20 protein-coding genes are annotated in these 22,129 nt (G+C 69.1%); 10 read left to right on the forward strand and 10 right to left on the reverse strand.

The annotated features are described in order from the left end of the window. Positions 1–77: 77 nt before the first annotated feature. Positions 78–869 carry an alpha/beta fold hydrolase gene (locus KOI35_RS04280; protein ID WP_246612400.1) on the forward strand — a complete coding sequence of 264 codons (792 nt, stop codon included), beginning with the start codon at positions 78–80 and terminating at the stop codon, positions 867–869. Here KOI35_RS04280 and KOI35_RS04285 read toward each other — a convergent pair. After that, positions 857–1,273, reverse strand: a complete 417-nt coding sequence (locus KOI35_RS04285; RefSeq protein ID WP_215784635.1) for a VOC family protein — start codon at positions 1,271–1,273, stop codon at positions 857–859. The genes KOI35_RS04280 and KOI35_RS04285 overlap by 13 nt on opposite strands. 55 nt (positions 1,274–1,328) lie before the next feature. Then, positions 1,329–1,580, reverse strand: a complete 252-nt coding sequence (locus KOI35_RS04290) for a hypothetical protein (RefSeq protein ID WP_215784636.1) — start codon at positions 1,578–1,580, stop codon at positions 1,329–1,331. Between the two features lie 125 nt (positions 1,581–1,705). On the opposite strand from KOI35_RS04290, the gene KOI35_RS04295 reads away from it, so the two are divergent. Next, on the forward strand, positions 1,706–3,328 hold the full coding sequence (locus tag KOI35_RS04295; protein ID WP_215784637.1) for a galactose-binding domain-containing protein: 1,623 nt from the start codon (positions 1,706–1,708) through the stop codon (positions 3,326–3,328). Here KOI35_RS04295 and KOI35_RS04300 read toward each other — a convergent pair. After that, entirely contained in the window at positions 3,325–4,101 is a 777-nt protein-coding gene (locus KOI35_RS04300) for an SDR family oxidoreductase (protein ID WP_215784638.1), read from the reverse strand. The genes KOI35_RS04295 and KOI35_RS04300 overlap by 4 nt on opposite strands. A gap of 89 nt (positions 4,102–4,190) precedes the next feature. Here KOI35_RS04300 and KOI35_RS04305 point away from each other — a divergent pair, with 89 nt between their 5' ends. Further along, entirely contained in the window at positions 4,191–5,000 is an 810-nt protein-coding gene (locus tag KOI35_RS04305; protein WP_215784639.1) for a helix-turn-helix domain-containing protein, read from the forward strand. Positions 5,001–5,086: 86 nt separating this feature from the next. Continuing rightward, positions 5,087–5,632 carry a Panacea domain-containing protein gene (locus KOI35_RS04310; RefSeq protein WP_215784640.1) on the forward strand — a complete coding sequence of 182 codons (546 nt, stop codon included), beginning with the start codon at positions 5,087–5,089 and terminating at the stop codon, positions 5,630–5,632. Between the two features lie 317 nt (positions 5,633–5,949). Here KOI35_RS04310 and KOI35_RS04315 read toward each other — a convergent pair whose 3' ends face one another. From KOI35_RS04315 to KOI35_RS04325, 3 genes are read right to left on the reverse strand one after another with little or no spacing between them, the layout of a single operon-like run. After that, positions 5,950–6,384, reverse strand: a complete 435-nt coding sequence (locus KOI35_RS04315; RefSeq protein ID WP_215784641.1) for a GNAT family N-acetyltransferase — start codon at positions 6,382–6,384, stop codon at positions 5,950–5,952. Further along, complete coding sequence (locus KOI35_RS04320; RefSeq protein ID WP_215784642.1) at positions 6,381–7,283, reverse strand: aminoglycoside phosphotransferase family protein; 903 nt, start codon at positions 7,281–7,283, stop codon at positions 6,381–6,383. Before KOI35_RS04320 ends, KOI35_RS04315 begins: the two co-directional genes overlap by 4 nt. Positions 7,284–7,293: 10 nt before the next feature. Then, positions 7,294–8,553 (reverse strand): multidrug effflux MFS transporter, encoded by a 1,260-nt coding sequence (locus tag KOI35_RS04325; RefSeq protein ID WP_215784643.1) that lies wholly within the window; start codon positions 8,551–8,553, stop codon positions 7,294–7,296. 220 nt (positions 8,554–8,773) lie between these two features. Between KOI35_RS04325 and KOI35_RS04330 the strand changes: the two genes are divergently transcribed. Genes KOI35_RS04330 through KOI35_RS04340 form a run of 3 tightly spaced genes read left to right on the forward strand, consistent with a single transcriptional unit; the run spans position 8,774 to position 11,378 of the window. Beyond that, positions 8,774–10,123: an MFS transporter gene (locus KOI35_RS04330; protein WP_215784644.1), complete on the forward strand. Its 1,350-nt coding sequence runs from the start codon at positions 8,774–8,776 to the stop codon at positions 10,121–10,123. Positions 10,124–10,149: 26 nt separating this feature from the next. Further along, a complete protein-coding gene (locus tag KOI35_RS04335) occupies positions 10,150–10,881 on the forward strand; it encodes a hypothetical protein (RefSeq protein ID WP_215784645.1) in 732 nt (243 codons plus the stop codon). Next, positions 10,881–11,378, forward strand: coding sequence for a mycothiol transferase (locus KOI35_RS04340; RefSeq protein ID WP_215784646.1), 498 nt, complete (start codon positions 10,881–10,883; stop codon positions 11,376–11,378). Before KOI35_RS04335 ends, KOI35_RS04340 begins: the two co-directional genes overlap by 1 nt. Before the next feature lie 37 nt (positions 11,379–11,415). On the opposite strand, the gene KOI35_RS04345 is transcribed toward KOI35_RS04340, so the two are convergent. The 3 genes from KOI35_RS04345 to KOI35_RS04355 are packed head-to-tail and all read right to left on the reverse strand — an operon-like array spanning position 11,416 to position 15,728. Continuing rightward, the gene (locus KOI35_RS04345; protein ID WP_215784647.1) at positions 11,416–12,885 is read right to left on the reverse strand and encodes an ATP-binding protein; all 1,470 of its coding nucleotides are present in this window, start codon (positions 12,883–12,885) and stop codon (positions 11,416–11,418) included. A 4-nt stretch (positions 12,886–12,889) separates the two neighbouring features. Further along, positions 12,890–14,548, reverse strand: a complete 1,659-nt coding sequence (locus KOI35_RS04350) for an NAD(P)/FAD-dependent oxidoreductase (protein ID WP_215784648.1) — start codon at positions 14,546–14,548, stop codon at positions 12,890–12,892. A gap of 10 nt (positions 14,549–14,558) precedes the next feature. Continuing rightward, on the reverse strand, positions 14,559–15,728 hold the full coding sequence (locus tag KOI35_RS04355; protein ID WP_215784649.1) for an NAD(+)/NADH kinase: 1,170 nt from the start codon (positions 15,726–15,728) through the stop codon (positions 14,559–14,561). A 191-nt stretch (positions 15,729–15,919) separates the two neighbouring features. On the opposite strand from KOI35_RS04355, the gene KOI35_RS04360 reads away from it, so the two are divergent. The 3 genes from KOI35_RS04360 (at position 15,920) to KOI35_RS04370 (ending at position 19,983) form a co-directional block, all read left to right on the forward strand. Next, entirely contained in the window at positions 15,920–17,425 is a 1,506-nt protein-coding gene (locus KOI35_RS04360; RefSeq protein ID WP_215784650.1) for a ricin-type beta-trefoil lectin domain protein, read from the forward strand. A gap of 176 nt (positions 17,426–17,601) precedes the next feature. Beyond that, positions 17,602–19,245: a beta-1,3-glucanase family protein gene (locus KOI35_RS04365; protein ID WP_215784651.1), complete on the forward strand. Its 1,644-nt coding sequence runs from the start codon at positions 17,602–17,604 to the stop codon at positions 19,243–19,245. A 33-nt stretch (positions 19,246–19,278) separates the two neighbouring features. Continuing rightward, entirely contained in the window at positions 19,279–19,983 is a 705-nt protein-coding gene (locus KOI35_RS04370) for a hypothetical protein (protein ID WP_215784652.1), read from the forward strand. Between the two features lie 8 nt (positions 19,984–19,991). Here the strand turns inward: KOI35_RS04370 and KOI35_RS04375 are convergent, their stop codons facing one another. Next, on the reverse strand, positions 19,992–22,094 hold the full coding sequence (locus KOI35_RS04375; RefSeq protein WP_215784653.1) for an NACHT domain-containing protein: 2,103 nt from the start codon (positions 22,092–22,094) through the stop codon (positions 19,992–19,994). Positions 22,095–22,129: the final 35 nt, after the last annotated feature.

A 22,129-nucleotide genomic window follows, 5' to 3' on the forward strand; every position in this document is an offset into this window, starting at 1 on the left:
CGAGTCAGGCTAGCGCCTGGACATTCGACAGTCTTGCTGTCTATCGTCGGTACAAGAAAGACAGTCATGCTGTCGAAATGGAGGACCCCGAGATGACCATCACCCACTACCGGGCCGAGATCAACGGCACGACGCTGCACTATGTGTCCGCGGGCTCCGAGGGCACGCCGATCCTGCTGGTCCACGGCTTCCCGGAAACCTGGTACGCCTTCCACGAGGTCATCCCGCGGCTGGCCGCCGAGCACCGGGTCTTCGCGGTCGACCTGCGCGGCTTCGGCGACTCGGCGGCCGGCGACAACGACAGCAGGACGGCCGCCGAAGACCTGCACCAGCTGATCGCCCACCTCGGCGCCGGTCCGGTGCACCTGGTCGGCCAGGACATCAGTGGCGGCGCGGTGTTCCGCCTGGCCAGTACACACCCGGAAGACGTGCTCAGCCTCACCGCGATCGAGACCGGACTGGCCGGCTTCGGGCTGGAGGCGCTGGCCGACGTCACCCACGGCGGCGTCTGGTACATCGGCGCCCTGGTCACGCCGGGCGTCCCCGAGATGCTGCTGGCCGGCCGCGAGCACGAATTCCTGAACACCCTGCTGCCGAGCGGAACCGACAAATTCGTTCCCTCGTACGCCCGTAAGGACGGCTGGCGAGGCGCGTCCGGCCTCTACCGCTCGATGCTCAGCGAAGGCGACGAACTACGGGCCCTGCCTCGCCTCACTATGCCCGTGCTCGCCGTAGGCCCGTTCGCCGAGGCCACCATGAAGCAGGTCGCCGACCATGTGACGTCCGTACATCTGGAAGGCGTCGGCCACTACGCCGCCCTGGAAGCTCCGGACCAGGTGGCCGACGCGATCCTGAGTCAGGCCCGGTGACAGACCGCTTCCAGGTTGATGCCGTGCGGATCGGTCACGAACCCGCCGTAGTAGTCGTCGTGATACTCCGGATGCACCCCGGGCTCGATCAGTGACCCGGCGCCGGCCTCGAGCGCGGCCCGATAGAAGGTCTCCACCTCGTCGCGGGTGTCCACGGTGAAGGCCAGGTGCATGTTGGTGCCGACGGTCCCGCCGTCGATGAGCCAGAAGTACGGTTTCACGCCGGCCAGCCCGAAACCGGTCATCGCGGTCGGCTGGTTCGGCGTGGCGTTCGGCGGGATCTCCAGCATCTTGACGATCCCGATGGACGCCAGCACGGGCTCGTAGAACGCCACGGCCACGCCGAGGTCGGGCACGGCCAGGTTGAGGTGGTCGATTCGGGATCCGGAACGGTCGAGTGTCATGCCCTCACCGTTCCCGGGATAGCGGTCATCATGTGACCGCTATCCCCGTCGTGTCTCAGCCGAGGGCCTTGAGCTGCTCCTCGAGACGCTCCCGGCGCTGCTCCAGCGTGTCGATGATCGCCTCGTTCTCGGCGATGCCGGTCAGCTCGGTCGCGATCTCCTCCGGCTCGATGTAGCCCTCGGAGGTGTCGCTGTCCTGCCCCCGGCGCGCGGCCGCGTCGCCCCCGACCCGGCGCAGCTCGGCGAGCTCCTGGTCGAGGTCCTTCAGTTCCTGCCGCAGCTGGTCAGCGGTCTTCTCGTCACTCATGGCGCCATCCTAGAACTGGCGGCAAGTTTCGCTGTCGGGTCATGAATATTTCATAGATCTGTTCAACTATTGCGAACCTGTGACGCGGACTGTAACGATGACCGTCGATCGACAGGAGCCCCCCCATGACTGTCACCCGTCGTACCCTGCTGTCCGCGGCCGCCCTCACGCCCGCGGTGACCCTGCTGAGCCGCCCGGCCGCGGCCGCGTCCCCGCCCGGCGACGTGGTCGGCAAGATCAGCGTCGGCTACCAGGGCTGGTTCTCGTGCCCCGGCGACGGCGCCCCGATCGGCGGCTGGTGGCACTGGAGCCGCGACCGCTTCCAGCCGCCGTCACCGGCCAACACCACGATCGTGTCCTGGCCGGACATGCGCGACTTCACCCACGCCTACCCGACGGCCTATCCGAATCTCGGCGGCGGCCGGCCCGCGACGCTCTTCTCCTCCTACGACCAGCAGACCGTCGACACGCACTTCCAGTGGATGCGCACCCACGGCATCGACACCGCGGCGCTGCAGCGCTTCAACCCGATCGGCGACGAGGGCCCGACCCGCAACGCGATGACGGCCAAGGTCCGCGCCGCCGCCGAGGCGACCGGCCGCAAGTTCTACATCATGTACGACGTCACCGGCTGGACGTCCATGCAGAGCGAGATCAAGCAGGACTGGACACAGACGATTTCCCCGTACGTCTCCTCGCCCTCCTACGCCCGCCAGAACGGCAAACCGGTCGTCTGCATCTGGGGTTTCGGCTTCAACGACGACGGCCGCCCGTTCGCGCCGGCCGCCTGCCTCGACGTGGTGAACTGGTTCAAGGCCCAGGGCTGTTACGTGATCGGCGGCGTGCCCACCTATTGGCGTGAAGGAAAGAACGACAGCCGTACCGGCTTCTCCGACGTCTACCACGCGTTCCACATGCTCTCGCCGTGGATGGTCGGCCGCACCGGCACGCTCGACGGGCTCGACTGGTTCCTGGCCAACGTCAACACCGCCGACCAGGCCGACTGCACCGCGCACGGCATCGACTACCAGCCCTGCGTGCTGCCCGGCGACCTGTCGAGCGGGCACCGGCGGCACGGCGACTTCTACTGGCGCAGCCTCTACAACATGGTCAAGCTGGGTGCCCAGGGCCTCTACGTGTCCATGTTCGACGAGTTCAACGAGGGCAACCAGATCGCCAAGACGGCCGAGACGAGCGCGTCGGTGCCGGCCGGCACGGGCATCCGGGCCCTCGACGAGGACGGCACGTTCTGCTCGTCCGACTACTACCTGCGGATCACCGGCGACGGCGGGCGCATGCTCAAGGGCCAGATCGCCCTGACCCCCGTACGCCCGACGCCGCCGGTCACCGGGACGACGACGCCGACCGGTGACCTGGCCGCGGGCCGGCCGGTCACCGCGAGCAGCGCCAACGGCCCGTACGGGGTGGCCAACGCCGTCGACCGCAATGCGGACAGCTACTGGGAGAGCGCCAACCACGCGTTCCCGCAGTGGTTCCAGATCGACCTGGGCGCTGCCTATCCGGTGCGACGGCTGGTGCTGCGCCTGCCCGGCTTCTGGGAGCGGCGCACCCAGACGATCGCCGTGGAGGGCATCGCGGCCGCGGCGACCTGCGTGTTCGACCCCGCGTCGGGCAACTCGGCCACCATCACGCTGCCGGGCACGCCGGTGCGGAACCTGCGCCTCACCTTCACCGCCAACACCGGTTGGCCGGCCGCGCAACTCTCAGCCGTGGAGGCGTACGGCTAACCCTCGACCTGGGCCAGCCGGTTCCGCAGTGCGGCGGTGACCGCCTGCTGGGAGTCCGCGCCCAGCACCAGCCGCATCGGAGCGGGTTCCACGCCGGCACTCTCGATCACGCGAGCGGCGTATTCCACCGGGTCGCCCGGGATCTCGACCAGACCCTGCTGGAGGCCCCGGACGAAAGAGGCAGGCGTTCCGTCGTACGCGGGAAGGGGTTGCCCGATCTTGAGACTGCCCCCGGCGAACGAGGTGCGGGCCCCGCCCGGCTCGACCAGAGTCACCCCGATCCCGAAGGGCGCGACCTCGCCGGCCAGGGCCTCGATGAAGCCTTCGACGCCCCACTTGCTCGCGTGATAGAGCGACGCGCCCGGGAAGGCGGCCAGCCCGGCGACCGACGAGATCTGGATGAGCCGGCCGCCGCCCTGCGCGCGCAGGTGGGGCAGGGCCGCGCGGGCGGTCTGGATCGAGCCGAGCAGGTTGGTGGCGATCTGGTGCTGCATCTGCTCGTCGCTGACCTCCTCGGCCGCGCCGAACAGCCCGTAGCCCGCGTTCATGACCACGACGTCGATCCGTCCGAGCTCGGCGAACGCCGCGTCCACGACCTCGCGGACCTTGGGCAGATCGGTGACGTCGACATGCCCGAGCCAGGTCAGGTCGAGGTCGTCGGCACTGCCTTCCCGCCGTACGGTGCCCGCAACTCGATTTTTGTCAGCCAGCAGCCGGCGCGCCATCTCGTGCCCGAAACCGCTGCTCACACCCGTGATGAACCAAGTTTTCATGCCTCCCAGCCTCGGCCGGCGGCGTGCTTCGTGGCAGGTCCCCACTGGGGTACCCCCACCGTCGCCGGCCGCGGCCTAGCGTGGATCGCATGGACAACGCCCTCGGGGACTACCTGCGCGCACGCCGTGAGCTGGTCACTCCGGCCGAGGTGGGCCTGCCGCCCGGCACCGGCCTGCGGCGGGTGCCCGGCCTGCGCCGCGAAGAGGTGGCGATGCTGGCCGGCATCAGTGCCGAGTACTACCTGCGCCTGGAACGCGGCCGCGACCGCAGCCCGTCGGCCCAGGTGCTCGGCGCGCTGGCCCGGGTGCTGCAGCTCGACGCCGAGAGCACCGCCTACCTGCGCGCGCTGGCGGCCCCGGTCAAGGTCCCACGCCCGGCCGCGCAGGAGATCCCACGCAGCATCGACCTGCTTCTCCGTACGATCAACGTGCCCGCCCTGGTCTTCAACAAGTACAGCGACGTCCTGGCCGCGAACGCCCTGGCCCGCGAACTGTCCCCCGACATGGTCCCCGGCGTGAACCGCCTGCGAACCCTCTTCACCGACCTGGACGCCCGCGCCTACCACCCCGACTGGCCGTCCTACACGGCGGCCGCGGTGGCCCACTTGCGGGCCCAGGCCGGAACCGACGTCGACGACCAGCGCCTGCACGCCCTGATCGGCGAACTGTCCTTGAAGAGCGAGCGTTTCCGCCGCCTGTGGGCCCGCCACGACGTCCGAACCGCCAGCGGCGGCACCTTCCGGATCCGCCACCCCCGGGTCGGCGACATCGAGCTGCTGATCGACAAGTTCGCCGTCCTGGGCACGAACGGCCTGGAGGCGCTCCTCCTGCACACCGAGCCGAACTCCCGCTCGGCCCAGGCCCTGGCCGAGCTGGCCACATCCGTCGCCGCCGATTAGCCCGTATGCACGTGCGTACGGGTCGTGCGCGTATCGGAGCTGGTGGCGGTCCGATTTTGTCGGTGGTCGGCGATAGCATCGCGACCATGACCGCTTCCGCGCACGACATCGCCGCAGCTCTGCGTGAACGGCTACCGGGCATCGGCAAGAAGAAACTCCACAAGCTGCTCTATTACGCGCAGGGCAGTCACATAGCGTCGTTTGACCGGCCCCTCTTCTCCGAATCGATCAAGGCTTGGGACATGGGTCCCGTCGTCGCCGAGCTCTGGCGGGACGAAGACCGGAACGAGCCGCGCCCCGAACCGCACGACCTCGGTGAGGCAGAACTGAACACCGTGGGCTACGTGGCAAGTAGATATGGCTGGCTGACCGGAAGTCAGCTCGAACGGCTCACACACACCGAACACCCCTGGCAGGCCGGCGACGCACGACGGAAGGTAGGTGACTCGAACCGCATCGAGCTGGAGTGGATCCGCCGCCACTTTGTCGCCGAGGCAGTCAACGACGGCGAGGAGGAGGAAGTCCTCGACCCATCCGTGATCTCGGCGTCCATCGCGGACACGCAGACACCGAACGGTCCCGGACGTTTGGACGACATCAGCGGCCTGATCGGCAAGCTGAGTCGTGCCTAGTCGGTCGAGCGGATGGAACCTGGCCGAGTTCAACGAATGGGTCGACCGGTGGATCGATCTGGACTCGCCTGACGACGACCTACGGTTAGCGGTACGCGCCTGGTTGCTTTCTCGCCTCGAGGATCCCTACCAGGGCGTGCGGCGCGAACCTGGCTTCGACAATCTGTGGTCGTGCGCCATCCCCGGAACAAGACGTGAGTGGACAGCCGTCGCATGTTCGTACTTCGTCTTCGAGTCGACGGGAACCGTCCGATGCAACAGTCTCGCCACCCTGAGTTGGCCGGTCTGAGATCGGCTCTGGCCCCAGAAAGTGCTGGTCAGAGCGGGAGGTTGAGCATGCTCAGGCTGGTGACCGGGCGGAAGCCGGCCCCGGTGTAGAGCGCCAACGCCCCATCGTTGTCCGGCTCGGTCTGCAGCGACACCCGGCGCGCGCCCGCGGCCCGGGCGGCCACGATGACGTGGTCGAGCAGAGCCCGCGCGATCCCCTGACGACGTGAGCGAGGCGGCACGAACAGGTCGCGCACGAGCCACGCGGTTCCCAGAGTCAGCGAGGCCGGGATGACCGTGGTGGTGATCAGGCCGCCGGCGTCGGAAGGGGCTGCGACCGCGAACCGGCCCGCGGAGATCTGCTCGGCCAGCCAGGCCTGGGTCGCGGTGGGCGCGGACGGTTCGCCGTAGTGCACGCGGTATTCGTCGAACAGGGCGGCCACCCCGGGGAACGACGCGTCGCCGGGCGTCACCCAGGTGATCACAGCGCGGCCAGCTCGGCCTCGAGCAGCCCGCGCACCCAGTGCTGCCGGTCAGCGTCGGCGTCGATGCCGCGGCTGGGGCCCTCGGTGAGCATCAGGACGTAGAGGTGCACTCGGTAGAGCGCCAACCGGACCTGCTCCTCGGCCGTGAACGACTCGATGCCGTAGCCGGCCGCGAACGGATGGTCAGCGGTGATGCGTCGGCCGAGCGCCGGTGACACGAAATCGAGCAGCGGATCCCCGTACAGGAAGCGCTCCCCGTCGACCAGGCCGCTCAGCGAACCGTCGGGGGCGACCAGCACGTTGCCGTCCCACAGGTCGAAGTGCAGCAGCGCCGGCCGGGTGACCGTCGCCAGCGCCGGCCGGTGGCGGTCGACCAGGCCGTCCAGCGGCGGCAGCGACACGCCCCAGAGCGCAGCGTCAGCGCGCAACGACTCGATCATCGCGCCGAACGCCGTCGGCCAGTCGGGGCCGGACGGGCGGTCGCCGGTGTAGCCGTAGTGCGGGCCGGTGATCTTGTGGACCCGGGCGACGGCCGTGCCGAGCTGCCGCCGGGCGAGCGGCGAGTCGCCCGCCGTGAGTGGCCGGCCGGGCAGCAGCGTCGCGATGATCCAGCCGTCGGTGTGGGCGAGAACCGTGGGGACCGGTGCCACGTCGCGCACCAGACCGAAGTACGCGACCTCGGCCGGGAGCATGCCCGCCTCGTACGCGAGAAGGGAAGCCGACGGTGGCGGACCCACCTTGACCACCACCTCGCGCCCGTCGGTGAGCGAAGCTCGCCAGACCGCCGCGAAGCCACCACCGCTGAGTTCGGCGGCCGCGGATACGACGGCGCCGAGACCGTCATGGACGATCCCGGCGATGTCAGCAGTGTCGAGCAGTGGTTGCGTAGGGCTCGGCATGAAACCGAATCTAGTGGGCGACCGCCAGCACCGGCTCGCCCGTTTCGACCGGCAGAGAGCTCGGCCGTACGACGCCCCACAGCACGACAACCGCAGCGGCCATGCCCCCGGCGACGACGATCGCCATCGCGATCGCGCTGTTACCGAGCACCCCGACCAGCGGGGCGGCCAGCGCGCCGACGCCGAACTGCACCGCGCCGAGCAGGGCCGCGGCCGTACCGGCGGCCTCGCCGTGCCGGGACAGCGCGAGCGCCGGAGCGTTCGGCATGGCCAGGCCGACCGCGGCCAGCACCAGCCACAGCGGGACCAGGATGCCGGCCAGTCCACCGAACCCGGTCAGCGCGAAGATCAGCAGCACGATGCCGGACACCGCCCCGGCGATCAGGGCGCCGCCCAGGATCTGGGTCGGCTGCCAGCGCCGGAGCAGCCGGACGTTGAACTGGGTGGCACCGATCAGCGCGACCGCCCCGGCGGCGAACACATAGGCGAACTGCTGCTCGTTCATGCCGTACTCGTCCTGGAAGATGAAGGACGAGCCGCTCACGTACGCGAACAGGGCGGAGAAGGCCAGCGCGGCAACCAGGATCAGACCCACGTACGCGCGGTCGGTGAACAGCCGGCCGTAGTCACGCAGCGTGCCCGCCGCGCCGCCGTTGCGGCGCTGCTGGACGGGGAGAGTCTCGGGCAGGACCAGGGCCGTGGCGGTCAGGATCGCGATCGAGACCACGGTCAACACCACGAAGACACCGCGCCACGAGGTCCAGTTGAGGACCGTGCCGCCGATGGTCGGCGCGAGGATCGGCGCTACCCCGACGACCAGCATCAGCCGGGAGAAGAGCTTCGCGGCGGCGAGGCCGGAGAACAGATCACGCACGATTGCCATCGCGATCACGGCCGCGGCGGCCGCGCCCAGACCCTGAAGCACCCGCAGCGTACCGAGCACGGCGAGGTTCGGGGCGATCACACAGAGCACCGAGGCCAGCACGTGGACGGCCATGCCGGCGAGCAGGGGAGTGCGTCGGCCGAATGCGTCCGAGAGCGGGCCGATCAGCAACTGTCCGAGTGCCAGCCCGAGCAGCGTGCCGGTCAGCGTGAGCTGCACGGCGGCGTCAGTGGAATGCAGGTCGGTGGTGATCGTCGGAAGCGCCGGCAGGTACATGTCGATCGTCAGCGGCCCGAGCGCGGTCAGGAACCCCAGCACGAGGACGATTCGGAGGCGGCGGCCGGAGGGCAGGAGGTCGCCAGGTGACAATTCAGCGCGCATATTCATCCGCAAGTCCTCCGGGCCCGGCATTGTTCCTGCTCGTAATGGTGATCACAGATCGGCCGAATGCTGGAAATGAGCTTGACGCGGCGGGCGCGAATGAGGTGACCGGACGCACGTGTGGCGTGGGCCGCGATCGGTTGTGACCTTCGGGCGGCCGGAGAAGGCTGGTTCCCGTACGCGTAAGAAAAGTTCGCGCAAGACAAGGCTAGTGGAAGGCGACCCCGTGCCCCTGCGTCCCCCAGCAAGGGCCTGGGCGGTCTGGGCCGTCGGCCTCGCCGCGTACATCGTCGCAGTGCTGCACCGCACCTCGCTCGGCGTCGCCGGGCTGGACGCGCAGCATCGCTTCGGCATCGGAGCCGGAGCGCTGGCCTCGTTCGCCGTCCTGCAACTGCTCGTCTACGCGGCCCTCCAGGTGCCGGTCGGGTTGCTGCTCGACCGGTTCGGTTCGCTGCGTCTGGTGGTCAGCGGCGGCGTGCTGATGGCGGCCGGTCAGGCGATCATGGCGACCACCGATCACGTCGGCGGTGCCGTGCTGGCCCGCATCCTGGTCGGCGCGGGCGACGCGATGACCTTCATCAGCGTGCTGCGCCTGGTGCCGCAGTGGTTCCCGGCCCGCCGGGTGCCGGTGATGACCCAGGTCACCGGGCTGGTCGGGCAGGCCGGGCAGGTGCTGTCGGCCGTCCCGCTGGCGGCGCTGCTGGCCGGTCCCGGCTGGGGCACCGCGTTCCTGGCCACGGCCGGCGCCGGTGTGTTCGTCGCGGTCGCCGCCCTGGTGGCCCTGCACGACACCCCGGAGCGGCGGGTCAGTCGTGGTCCCGCGATCACGATGCGGCAGGTCGGCCTCGACCTGAGCAGCGCCTGGCGGCATCCGGGCACCCGGCTCGGCCTGTGGACGCATTTCACCACCCAGTTCACCGGTACGGTCTTCGCGCTGATGTGGGGTTTCCCGTTCCTGATCGCCGGGCAGGGCCTGCCCCAGGAGACGGCGAGCTCGCTGCTCACGCTGTTCGTGCTGGTCGGCATGGCGGCCGGCCCGATCGTCGGGATGCTGGTGCAGCGGCACCCGCTGCGCCGGTCGTGGCTGGTGCTCGGGGTGATCGCGGCCAACGCGGCCGCGTGGGGCCTGGTGCTGGCCTGGCCCGGACACGCGCCGATGGCGGTGCTGGTGATCCTGGTCGTGGCGCTCGGCCTGGGTGGTCCAGGTTCGATGATCGGCTTCGACTACGCCCGTACGTTCAACCCGCCGAACCGCCTCGGCACCGCCACCGGAGTCGTGAACGTGGGCGGCTTCGTCGCGTCGCTGCTGTCGATCGAATTGATCGGGCTGATTCTCGATGCGCGTACGGGCGGCGGCGTGAACTATGACATCACCGACTTCAAAGTGGCCATGTCGGTGCAATACGTCTTCATCGTCATCGGCGTGACCGGAATCCTGCGAACCCGCAGGCTGGCCCGGCGGCGGATGGCCGAGGAGGGCATCGTGGTGCGCCCGTTGCGCGAGGTGTGGGCGGAACGGAGGGGTTTAGCGATCGCCCGTCCGGAGAAGGCAGACACCTTGTCGCGATCGAAATGACCCGGAAGGTAAGGGCAGAGGAGGACATGACCGAGCACGCACCGGCCAAGATCTGGTCCGGTATCGACGTCCCCAAGACCATCGGTGGAACCCTGGCCGCGATCACCGCGGCCGTCCTGGGTTCCTTCCTAGGAGTCGCCGGCACTCTGATCGGCGCGGCCGTAGCCAGCATCGTGGGCTCGGTCGGAACGGAGTTGTACACCAGGTTCATCCACCGCGGCACCCAGACGATCAAGTCGACGTTCGTGACCGCCCCGGCCGCGATCGGCACCCCGCCGGTGGCCGCCGCCGAGGACGAGGTCCCCTCGCAAGAAGAACCGGCGACACCGCTCAAGATGCGCTGGGGGCGGATAGCGGGTCTGGCCGCGGTCGTCTTCGTGCTGGCCATGGGCAGCGTGACGGCGTTCGAACTGATCAGCAAGCAGACTGTGGCGGACGCGGTCGGGCACAAGACCAGCTCGTCCACGACGATCGGCTCCGCGTTCAGCGGCGACGATGCGAAGAGCACGCCCGCGCCGTCCGAGTCGGCCTCGACCGAGCCCACGGCCGATCCCACCGAGACCGCGGATCCGGCCACCACGCCGACCGCGGACCCGACGACCCCGCCGACGGCCGACCCGACCGCCGATCCGACCGGGACCACGGCCCCGGAGCAGTCCGGCAGCACCGACCAGGGCACCACGCCCACCGAGGCGCCGACCGGGGAGCAGAATCAGGGCACGACGCAGGATCAGCAGGTTCAGCCTCAGGGGGAGTGATGGACGCCAAGGACGTACTGATCGAGGCCTTCGGGCGCCTGCCCGAGCTCGTCGACACGGCGGTGCGCGGGCTCACCCCGGAGCAGCTCCGGTGGCAGCCGGCGCCCGGCGCGAACTCGATCGGCTGGCTGGTCTGGCACGCCACCCGGGTGCAGGACGACCACGTCGCCGACGTGATGGGCGCCGAGCAGGTCTACGCGACCGGCGACTGGCCCGCGCGGTTCGGGCTGAAGGACGCCCGTGAGACCGGCTACGGCCACGACGCGGCCGAGGTGGTGGCGGTGGCTCCGGAGAGCGCGGAGGCGTTGATCGAGTACTACCGGGCGGTCCACGACCGTACGGTGGCCTGGATCGCCGGACTCAGCGAGGCCGATCTCGACCGGGTGGTCGACGACAACTGGGATCCGCCGGTGACGCTCGGCGTACGGCTGGTCAGCGTCTATGACGACGACGCGCAGCACACCGGTCAGGCCGCGTACGTCCGCGGTCTTCTCTGACGGAAGGCGGGCGGGTGCAGAACCCGCCCGCCACAAATCAGGCCGACGACGGCTCGGTCAGCGGCAGCCGTACGAGAAACCTGGTGTCGCCCGGCTTGGAATCGAGCTTGATGTCGCCGCCGTGGCCGTTGACCACGATCCGGTACGAGATGTCCAGGCCCAGGCCCGTGCCCTCGCCCACCGGCTTGGTCGTGAAGAACGGCTCGAAGACGCGCTTCTTGAGATCCTCGGGCACGCCCGGACCACTGTCGCCGACCGAGACCACCACGTGGTCGTCCTCGCGGTAGGTCTTGATGGTCAGGGTGCCGGCGCCCTTCATGGCCTGCACGGCATTGTCGATCAGGTTGGTCCACACCTGGTTGAGCTCGGCCGGGTGGGCCGGGACCTGCGGCAGCGTACGGTCGTAATCCTTGACGATCTTGACCCCGTTGCCGATCTTGTGGTTGAGCATGACCAGCGTGCTGTCGAGCCCGCCGTGCACGTCGATCCACTGGTGCGCGGCCCGGTCCATCTGCGAGTACTGCTTGGCCGCGGACACCAGCGACGACACCCGGCCGGTGGCGTCCTCGATGTCGGTCATCAGCTGCTCGGTCTCGAGCGCGTAGCCGATCCAGTGGATGGCCTGATCGAGCAGCTCGCGGCTGCCGACCCGTTCCTCGATCAGGGTCAGGCACTCGATGTCGATGCCGCCCTGGGCGAAGACCGGAGCCAGGTCCCACCCACCGGTGACCTGGCGTTCGTCCATCCAGTCGCCGAGCTCGTCCTCGCGGTCGGCCGTCTCCATGGCCGTGAGCGGCTTGGCCTTGGCGGCCCGCTCGATCACGTCTTCCTGAAGCTCGACCAGCGCCACCAGCTTGGCCGGGTCGACCTTGCCGGCGGCCAGCATGGCCAGCTTGTGCCGCATGCCGGCGACCCGCTGGCGGAGCGCCGCGGTGGCCCGCGAGGCGGCCGCGGCCGGGTTGTTCAGCTCGTGCATCAGGCCGGCCGAGAGCGCGCCGAGCGCGGTGAGCCGCTGCCGCTCGCTGACCGCGGCCTGGGTGTTGCGCATGCCGATGGTCAGGCCCTCGAGCAGGTGGATGGCCATCGGGAACCACTCGCGCATCATCGAGCCGAAGTCGGTGGCCGAGATGACGAAGAAGTCGCTGTCGTCCAGGGCGCGCAGGGTGGCCATGTACTTCCGGGGGACGCCGTCGTCTCGCAGGTAGGCGTTGGTGGCGCCCATGTAGACGCCGCGCTGCTCGGTGCGGTTGGTGCGGACCTCGTCCTGGCCGACCCGGCGGGTGAGCTCGATGGTGCCGGTCAGCAGCACGAAGAACTGGTCGGCCGGGTCACCCTCGCGGATCACCACGCCGCCGGCCGGCATGTGCATCGTGCAGCCGTGCTCCGAGATCCAGGTGAGCTGGTCGTCGGTCAGCTTCTCGAACAGGAACAGCGTGCGTAGCTCGTCGTTGGTGAGCTGTCCCGGCTCGCAGGGGACGAGCCGGACCTCGTCGCTAGTGTCGGTCATGGCTTTACTGCGCCTCCAGGTAACGATGGACCAGCGTGACGGCCATCGCGCCTTCGCCGACCGCCGAGGCCACCCGTTTCACCGAGTTGGCCCGGACGTCGCCGGCCGCGAAGATGCCGGGAACACTGCACTCCAGGTAGAACGGATCGCGGTCCCGATCCCATCCCTTCGGACGGGTGCCATTTGAGAGCAGATCCGGCCCGGTGTAGACGAAGCCCCGCTCGTCCCGGGCGACGGCCGTGCCCAACCAGTCCGTACGCGGCTCGGCGCCGATGAAGACGAAGAGGTAGCCGCACTCGACGGTGGTGCTCAGCCCCTCTTTGCTGTCACAGATCGTGATCGCCTGGAGGTGCCCGTCGCCCTGGGCGCCGATGACCTCGCAGCGCGTCCGGACGTTGATGTTGTCGACCGCGTTGAGCTGCTGGATGAGGTAGTACGACATCGACGCCTCGAGCGAGTCGCCCCGTACCAGCAGGGTGACACTCCGGGCGTACCGGCTGAAGAAGAGCGCCGCCTGACCGGCCGAGTTGGCACCGCCGACGATGTAGACGTCGCTGCCCGCGCAGGACGGGCCCTCGGTCGAGGCCGAGCCGTAGTAGATGCCCGACCCGGTCAGCTCGGGCACGCCGTCGGCGACCAGCGGGCGGTAGGCGACCCCGGTGGCCAGCACGATCGAGTGGGCCGAGATCTCGCCGCCGTCGGCGAAGGTCAGGGTGCGGGCCGAGCCGTCCTGCCGCAGGCCGGTGACGTCGCGGGTGGTCAGCACCTCGGCGGAGAACTTGCCGGCCTGGCGGCGGGCCCGGTCGGTCAGCTGAGCGCCCGAGATGCCGTCGGGGAAGCCGAGATAGTTTTCGATGCGCGAGCTCTGCCCGGCCTGGCCGCCGACCGCACGGCGCTCGACCAGCAGCGTCTTGAGGCCCTCGGAGGCGCCGTAGACGGCCGCGCCGAGCCCGGCCGGTCCGCCGCCCACGATGATCAGGTCGTAGAAGTCACGGTCGGGCGTGATCGAGAGCCCGACCGCCTCGGCCACCTCGGACGTGGTCGGCTGGGTCAGCGCGCGCCCGTCGGCGGTCACCACCAGCGGGACCGACTCGGGACCGACCCCGGCCGCCTCGAGCAGCCGGCGCCCCTCCGACTCGTCGGCGCCGAGCCACTTGTAGGGCACCAGGTTGCGGGCCAGGAAGTCGCGGATCTGGAACGACGGCTCGCTCCACCGGTGCCCGACGACGCGGATGTCCTCCATCTCGCGGTCGCCGGTGGCCTGCCAGGCGTCGAGCAGGGCGTCGATCACCGGATAGAGCTTCTCCTCCGGCGGATCCCAGGGCTTGAGCAGGTAGTGGTCGACGTCGACCACGTTGATCGCCTGGATCGCGGCGTCCGTGTCGGCGTACGCGGTCAGCAGTGCCCGCCGCGCGTTGGGGAACAGGTCCATCGCCTGCTCGAGGAACTCGATGCCGTTGACCTGCGGCATCCGGTAGTCGGCGAGGATGACGGCGACACGGCCGCCGCGCAGTTTGAGCTCTTTGAGCGCTTCGAGGGCCTCGGAGGCCGACGAGGCGCGCACGATGCGGTACTGGTCGCCGTAACGACGGCGCAGGTCGCGGGCGATCGCCCGGGAGACCGCGGGGTCGTCGTCGACGGTCAGGATCGCGGGGTGGCCCATGGCAGTTACCTCAGCTATCCGCAGTCGGGGTGGCCAACAGGTCGGCGAATTCGGGGTGTCGGTCCAGATATCCGATGACGAAGGGACAGGACGGGACGACCGGGGTGGCGCGGCCGCGGGCATCCTCGAGCGCGGCCGAGGCGAGACGGCCCGCCAGGCCCCGGCCCGAGAAGGACTGCTCGATCTCGGTGTGCAACAGCTCGATCTTGTCGCCGTGGCGGCGGTAGTGCAGCACCCCGGCGACCTCGCCGCCGAGCAGCAGCTCGTAGCGCTGCCGCTCGAAGGCGTCGACCACGACCGCGTCGGCCGCGTCGGGCACGCCGACCTGGGCGCTGCCCTCGACCCGAAGCTTACGTCGGGCCCGTTCGTAGAAGCTGGTGCGGCCGAGCCGGATCACCTGGGCGGCGGACGGGATCGGCTCGATCGAGAGCTGGTCGCCCGGGCCCGCGTAGCCCTCGATGATCCCGTCGACCTCGATCGCGAGCCGGCCGCTGGCCGGCAGCACGTCGAGGTCGAGCCGCTCCTGCAGGGCCAGCATGAGCGGGCGGTTGAACGACGAGTGGGCGGCCGAGGCGGTGACGATCAGGCCCTCGACGTTGGGCGAGACGATCGGGCCGCCGGCCGAGAAGCTGTACGCCGTCGAGCCGGTCGGGGTGGCCACGATGACCGCGTCGGCCGCGTAGCTCACGAAGTTCTTGCCCTCGAGGCAGATGCCGACCGCGGCCAGCCCGTCGCCCGGCACCCGCACCAGCGCGATGTCGTTGAAGGCGGACACATCTTTGCCGTCGGGCAGCGTCGTGCGGACGGCCAGGCGCGACTCGATGGTGAACTTGTGCTCGTCGATCGCCGTGAGCGCGGCCGGCAGGTCGGGCAGGTCGACCTCGGCCAGGAAGCCGAGCCGGCCCACGTTGACGCCCAGCACCGGGGTCTTGCGGCCCTCGGCCATCCGCATCGTGCGCAGCATCGTGCCGTCGCCGCCCAGGCTGACCAGCAGGCCGGCCCGCTCGACCATCTCTTCGGCGGTGACCGCGACCGCCTCGCAGTCGATCCGGTCGATCTCGTCGTGCAGCCCGAGCACCTTGACGTTGCGGCGCTCGGCCCAGTCGACGATCGCGTCGATGGCCGATCCGCAGTCGCGCCGGGGGTGCAGCACCAGGCCGACGACCTTGACCATGCCCATGCCGGATTACCGCCCGTTCTCGTAGTTCAAGAAGACAGCCTTGCACGTTCGGCGCCGGATCGGCGAGGGCAGGCGACCGAGCACACCTGGTTCGTACGGGCAGGTTTCCTTCTTGTTTCTTGACAGCGTTGTCAGAGATAGACAGTCTCCGATTTATCCCCGGTTTTCCCCGGCGCTCCGAGAGGATCCCCATGCGCCTACGATTGCTGGCCATCACCGCGGCGGCGGTCACCGTCGCCACCCTCAATCCGATCCCCGCACAGGCCGCCCCCACTCCCTCCCCGTCGACCGGCCTCGACGCCGGCATGCTCAGCGCCATGCGTCGTGACCTCAAGCTCACCGACGCCCAGATCGCGACCCGGCTGCGCACCGAGGCGGCCGCCCCGGTGATCGAGAAGCGCCTTCGTGCGTCGTTGGGCACGTCCTTCGCCGGCGCCTGGATCCCGGCGGGCAGCTCTCGACTGACGGTTGCGGTCACGTCCGCTTCAGCTGCGGCTTCCGTACGGGCGGAGGGCGCCGACGCTCGTGTCGTCGCTCGTAGCGATTCGGCGCTGACGGCCACCCGCACCCGGCTCGACAAAAAGGCCAAATCGGCGCCGTCAGCTGTCCGCGGTTGGTACGTCGACACCCCCAACAACCGGGTCGTCGTCATGGCCGCCCCCGGCTTCACCCAGGCGGCACGTGATTTCGGCGGCGCCGACGTCACCGTGGTCACGCAGGCCGAGCAGCCCCGCACGATGTACGACACCCGCGGCGGCGACCAGTACGTGATCAACGGCAACACCCTGTGCTCGGTCGGCTTCTCGGTGGCCGGCGGTTTCGTGACCGCGGGCCACTGCGGCGGCACCGGCAGCCCGACCCTCGGCTACAACAACGTGTCGAGCGGTAACTTCGCCGGCTCGTCCTTCCCCGGCAACGACTACGCCTGGGTCCGTACGAACGGCAACTGGACCTCACAGCCGTGGGTCAACAACTACGCCGGCGGCAACGTGACGGTCGCCGGTTCGCAGGACGCCGCGATCGGCAGCTCGATCTGCCGCTCCGGCCGCACCACGGGCTGGCGCTGCGGCACCCTGCTCGGCCGCAACGAGACGATCAACTATTCGCAGGGCGCCGTCTCGGGCCTGTCCCGCAGCAACGCCTGCGCCGAGCCCGGCGACTCGGGCGGCTCCTGGATCTCCGGCAACCAGGCCCAGGGCGTCACGTCCGGCGGCACCGGCAACTGCTCGAGCGGCGGCACCATGTGGTTCCAGCCGGTCAACGAGATCCTGCAGACGTACGGCTTGTCGCTGACCACCACCGGCGGCGGTGGCACCGGATCGTCGGTGATCAGCAGCCTGAACAACAAGTGCCTGGACGTGCCCAACAGCAACTTCTCCGACGGCGTACGGGTGCAGATGTGGAACTGCAACAACACGGCCGCGCAGAAGTGGAACTTCGTGAACGGCACCTTGCAGACGTCGAACAACAAGTGCCTGGACGTGGCGTGGGGCTCAACGGCCAACGGAGCAGTAATCCAGATCGTCAACTGCAGCGGCAATCCCGCCCAGCAGTGGGTGCTCAGCAGCGCCGGTGACCTGGTCAACCCCCAGGCCAACAAGTGCCTCGACATCGACGCGTGGAACGCCAACGACGGCGCAGTCCTGATCCTCTGGGAGTGCACCGGCGGAGCCAACCAGAAGTGGCGCCGCGGCTGACCTCACGCACCGCATGAACGGCCCGGCCTCGTGCCGGGCCGTTCATCGTCTGCGGCCGGGGCGCGATGGGGCAATGCGGGCGGGGATTAAGGGCGTTCGGGATGATCTTTAAGGTGCGTTTAATGCGGTGCTGCCGAGGATGATCCGGTCCGCTTACTACGGAGGCCGGTTCCACGATGCGTCACAGAAGAACGTTGCGTCACAAGCGCACGATTGTCCTCTCCACCGCGGCTGCGGTGCTGGTGGGGGCCACTACCTGGCTTGCTCTGCCGGCCTCGGCGGCGGCGCCCACGGCCACTCTGCGTACGGTCTCGGACTGGGGCTCGGGGTGGCAGAGCGAGGTGACGATCAAGAACACCGGCGCCGATGCGATGTCGTCGTGGAAGGTGGAGTTCGATCTGCCGGCCGGAGGTGCGATCGGTAGTTTCTGGGACACCAACCTGAAAGTCGCGGGCAGCCACCTGACGTTCTCCAACCGGGACTGGAACGGCAGCCTCGGGGTGGACGCCAGCGTCACGTTCGGGTTTGTCGGGTCGGGCGGTAAGCCGGCCAACTGCAAGCTCAACGGCATGCCCTGCGAGGGCAACGGCGAGGTCATTCCGACGACGCCGCCGACCGTGGCGCCGACGACTCAGGCTCCGACGGCGGCCCCGACGACGCAGGCACCCCCGGCCACGACCAAGCCGGCCGAGCCGACGAGTGAGCCCAAGGAAGACGTGCCGCCGAAGAGCGACATCCTCCCGGTCAAGGTCACCAACGACACCGGCCGCGGCGAGAACGTCTTCCTCTACATGCTCGGCACCAACCTGAACACCGGCAAGCTCGGCTACGTCAACGCGGCCGGCGCGTTCACCGACTGGACCGGGGGCGCCTCCACGCCCGTACCGGCGCCGGATGTTTCGATCCCCGGCCCGGCCAACGGGTCCAGCGTCACCATCAAGATGCCGAAGAACCTGTCCGGCCGCCTGTACATGTCGTTCGGGCAGAAGCTCGACTTCCGGCTGACCAACGACGGGCTCGTGCAGCCCGCGCCGTGGGCCGGGGCCGACCCGAACCGGGACATCCTGTTCGACTGGAGCGAGTTCACCCTCAACGACGGTGGCCTGTTCATCAACAGCTCGCAGGTGGACATGTTCGCGGTGCCGCACGCGGTCAGCGTGACCGGCGGCGACGGCAGGACGCTCACGACCGGTGCGGTCAAGCCGGGCGGTCGTCAGCGGGTCATCGACGCGATCAAGGCCGCGCCCGACTTCGCCAAGAGCGTGGTCACCCGGGGCGACGGCACGGTGCTGCGGGTGCTGGCGCCGGGCAAGGCAGCCGACGCCGGTCTGATGAACCCGACCTACCTCGACTCGTACATCACGAAGTCGTGGAACGCGTACACGAACAAGAACCTGACCGTGGTGCCGTTCGGCGACCGGCCGGACACGAAGTTCTTCGGCCGCACCTCGGGCAACGTCATGAACTTCACCGACACCAGCGGCAAGACGGTGGCCTCGTTCAACAAGCCGTCCACCGCGAACGTGTGGGGTTGCGACGGCGCCCTCGGCGCCCCGAACGACCTGGTCGTGGGTCCCATCGCCCGTACGCTGTGCGCCGCGCTCACCCGCAACACGCTGGACCGCCTCGACGTGCAGCCGAGCGGCACGGCGGCCGACTTCTACCAGGGTGACACCCCCAACGTGTACGGCAAGGTCATCCACGACAACATGGTCGACGGCCGGGCGTACGCGTTCGCCTTCGACGACGTGCAGGCCCAGGAGTCGCTGGTCCACAGTGGCGACCCGCGCCTGGCCGGGATCACGCTGAGCCCGTTCTAGGCAAGGAGCGTCCGGCATCGATATGGTGCGCGGATGTCTGATACCGGAGCGCCGGCACCGCAGCGGGAGGGGACCGCGCGGTGGCCGGCGCTCCGCGTCATCCTGAAGAACCCGTGGGTGGTGGCGGTCGCCGCGGTGGCCGTCCTGGGCGCCGCGATCTTCACGGTGGTCGGCGGCGGCGATCCGGCCGGGCCGGTCGGCAGCTTCGTCTCGGCCCAGCCAGGCGCTCCGAAAGCTGACAACACCAAACCCAAGGCAAGTTCTTTCCCCGTACGGGCGTCAGACGACCTGGCAAGAGTGTGTGAGGGCTGGTTCTACCCCGATTCCCCTCGCTACGACGGCCGGGCACCGCATCAGATCAGCATCGCCGTCCGGGACCAGTCCTCCGACACGACGCACAGGGTGAAGGCCGCCCTGGACGTCCCGCCCACACTCAGGGCGAAAACCCGCGAGGCGTGGATGCCCTCGCAGCCCGCCAAGTCACAACTGGTCGCCTGCGTGACCCTGGACAAGACCGGAACCCAGGTCAAGAAATGCGACCAGGTCGCCCTGAAGCGCGGCGTCTTCACTGTGGCGGTCTATGAGGTGGCCACCCACCGTGAACTGGTGAAGCGCGAGGTGACCGGCGACGTGGTCCGGTGCCCGAACGTGATCCCGCTGGGCACCGGCGACACGATCGCCACCACGGTCTCCGACCGCACGCTCTATCGGCTGCTGGACGACTACGTCACCGGTTGACCCGAGGGTCAGGACCGGCGTTCGCTCCGGGCGGCCAGCAGCTCGAGCCGGGACGATTTGTTCGGGCCGTTCAGGTCGTCGAAGAAATCGAGCAGCGACTGGTGGGTGAACAGATAGCCGCCGCCGACCCGGTGCAGGAAGAGGCACCGGGTGGCATGTTCCAGAGCCGGTAGGCCGGGCAGCACGAAAAGGCCGTGGTCGCGCAACACCCGCCGGATCATCGCCTGTTCGACTGCCGCGTAGAAGCCCAGGCAGGTCAGGGCGTAGGTGAAACCACCGACCCCGGCGAACAACGCGAATCGGCCCGGATCCAGATCGGTCACCAGGGCGATCGGCAACCAGGCGACGCCGGCCCCGAGCAATCCGATGACCACCGCGACCAGCGGCGCGATCCTCAGCGCGGCCCAGAGCTTGGGGCTGGGCAGCTCGGTCTCCCCCGCACGCGCTTTCAGCTGCCCCAGTGTGTGGGAATACGAGTAGCTGACCCAGGCGGTCGCGACCACCGCGACCGTGACACTGACGGCGACGCCCAAGGCCGCCGCCGATCCGGACGGGAGACCGATCAGGGCCGCGGCGGTCAGGCCGATGATCCCGGCGACCACCAGGGTTCCGGGGCTGTCGATAAAGCCCAGCACAAGTGCGGAGAAGGGAAACACCCACTCCCACGGATCGAGTTTCTCCCTTCGGTTCAACCAGCGGTTCTGGAAGTACTGCAGGGACCACGTCTCCAGGCGCTCATTTACCGGAAGAGCGAAGCACAACCCGGCAAGGACGCCGATGAGGAGGCCGGCCCCGCCGAGCAGTGCATAACCGGTCGGACCGAGAACCAGAATGCCCAGGGCGGCGCAGGTCCAACTCGCCACTCGTAGCGGCTTTCGCTCCCCGAACGGAAGCCAGTATTTGTCGATCACATCGATCGTGAAGATCGTCTGCGAGTTCGCCCGGAGTCTTCCGGCCAGGGTGACCAGGCTGCTGAGCAACGCGTGTCCGGACAGGGTCGCGATGGGATAGCGCTGGAGCATGGCGACCACAAAGGCGTGGAACAGCCGGGTCTTGGCGTCGCCCGGTCCGTCGCCGATCGACTCGCCGTGTGCGCCGTCGCCCGGAAAAGCCAAGGTCAGCACGCTGAGCATGAGTGGCGAAACCACCAGTTCACGTAACTCCTGATCACCGGCCAGCGCGGCTCGGGCGTCGGCCGCACCGGGTCCGATCCGATGAAGGAAGTCGTTCACCTGATCCGGTGTCAGCGGCTGCAGGCGCAGCGTTCCGTACAGCTTCAGCCGTCCGTGGAGTTCCTCGTAGTCGGCGCTTCGACAGCCGACCACGATGGCCGTGGTGCCGTGGTCGCGACGGAACTCGTTGATGGCGTCGACACACGACTCACGATGCGCCTCGGCCACCTCGTCCAAGCCGTCCAGCAGGAGCGTGAGCTCACCCGCCTCCAGCCAGCCCCGAACGTGCCGGCTCGGCACCTGATACCGCTCGGACACCTCGGCGATGATCCACTCGGTCAACTGCTCCTTGCGTTGCGTCCAGGAAGACAGGTTGAGCATCACGGGCAGGATCACCAGGGCGTGATTCTCCCCGTCCGGACGGTGGGCGGCGTCCGCCAGGAGGTCTCGGAGCAGTTCCAGCATCATGGTCGTCTTACCGGAACCGGGAGCGCCCAGCACGAGCATGGTGCGGTCGAGATCCTTGAACACCGTCCGCATCGCTGTCCCGGGTGGTACCGGCCGCGGCTCACCCTCCGGCTCGGCCGCCAGCACCTGCCATGGATGTGGGGCATCCACCGTGGTCTCCAGCCCGAGCTCGATGCGCGCCTGCTGATGGAAGGAGCGTTCGAGCACGCCCTGGATCCAGTAGCGGTGCATCCGTTCGAGGAGCACGGCTCGGGACTGCGCCCCGGTCGTGGGAACGTCGGGTGCGCTGTCCCGTTGCCGGCGGACCTCCAGGATGACGACCGCCAGCACGAGCACGGCCATCAGCGGCCAGGCCACCCAGAGATACGGCTGCCAGCCGTCCGGCAGGGCCGAGGTGGCCACATTGGTCGCCACGCCCAAGGCGGCGACACCCAGGACTCCGAGGACGGCGGTCGTTGCCCGCGTGCGCATGCAACGATTTGTACAGCACAGCCGCGATCCGCCGG

The sequence above is a fragment of the Paractinoplanes bogorensis genome, assembly GCF_018829635.1.
Lineage (GTDB): Bacteria > Actinomycetota > Actinomycetes > Mycobacteriales > Micromonosporaceae > Actinoplanes > Actinoplanes bogorensis.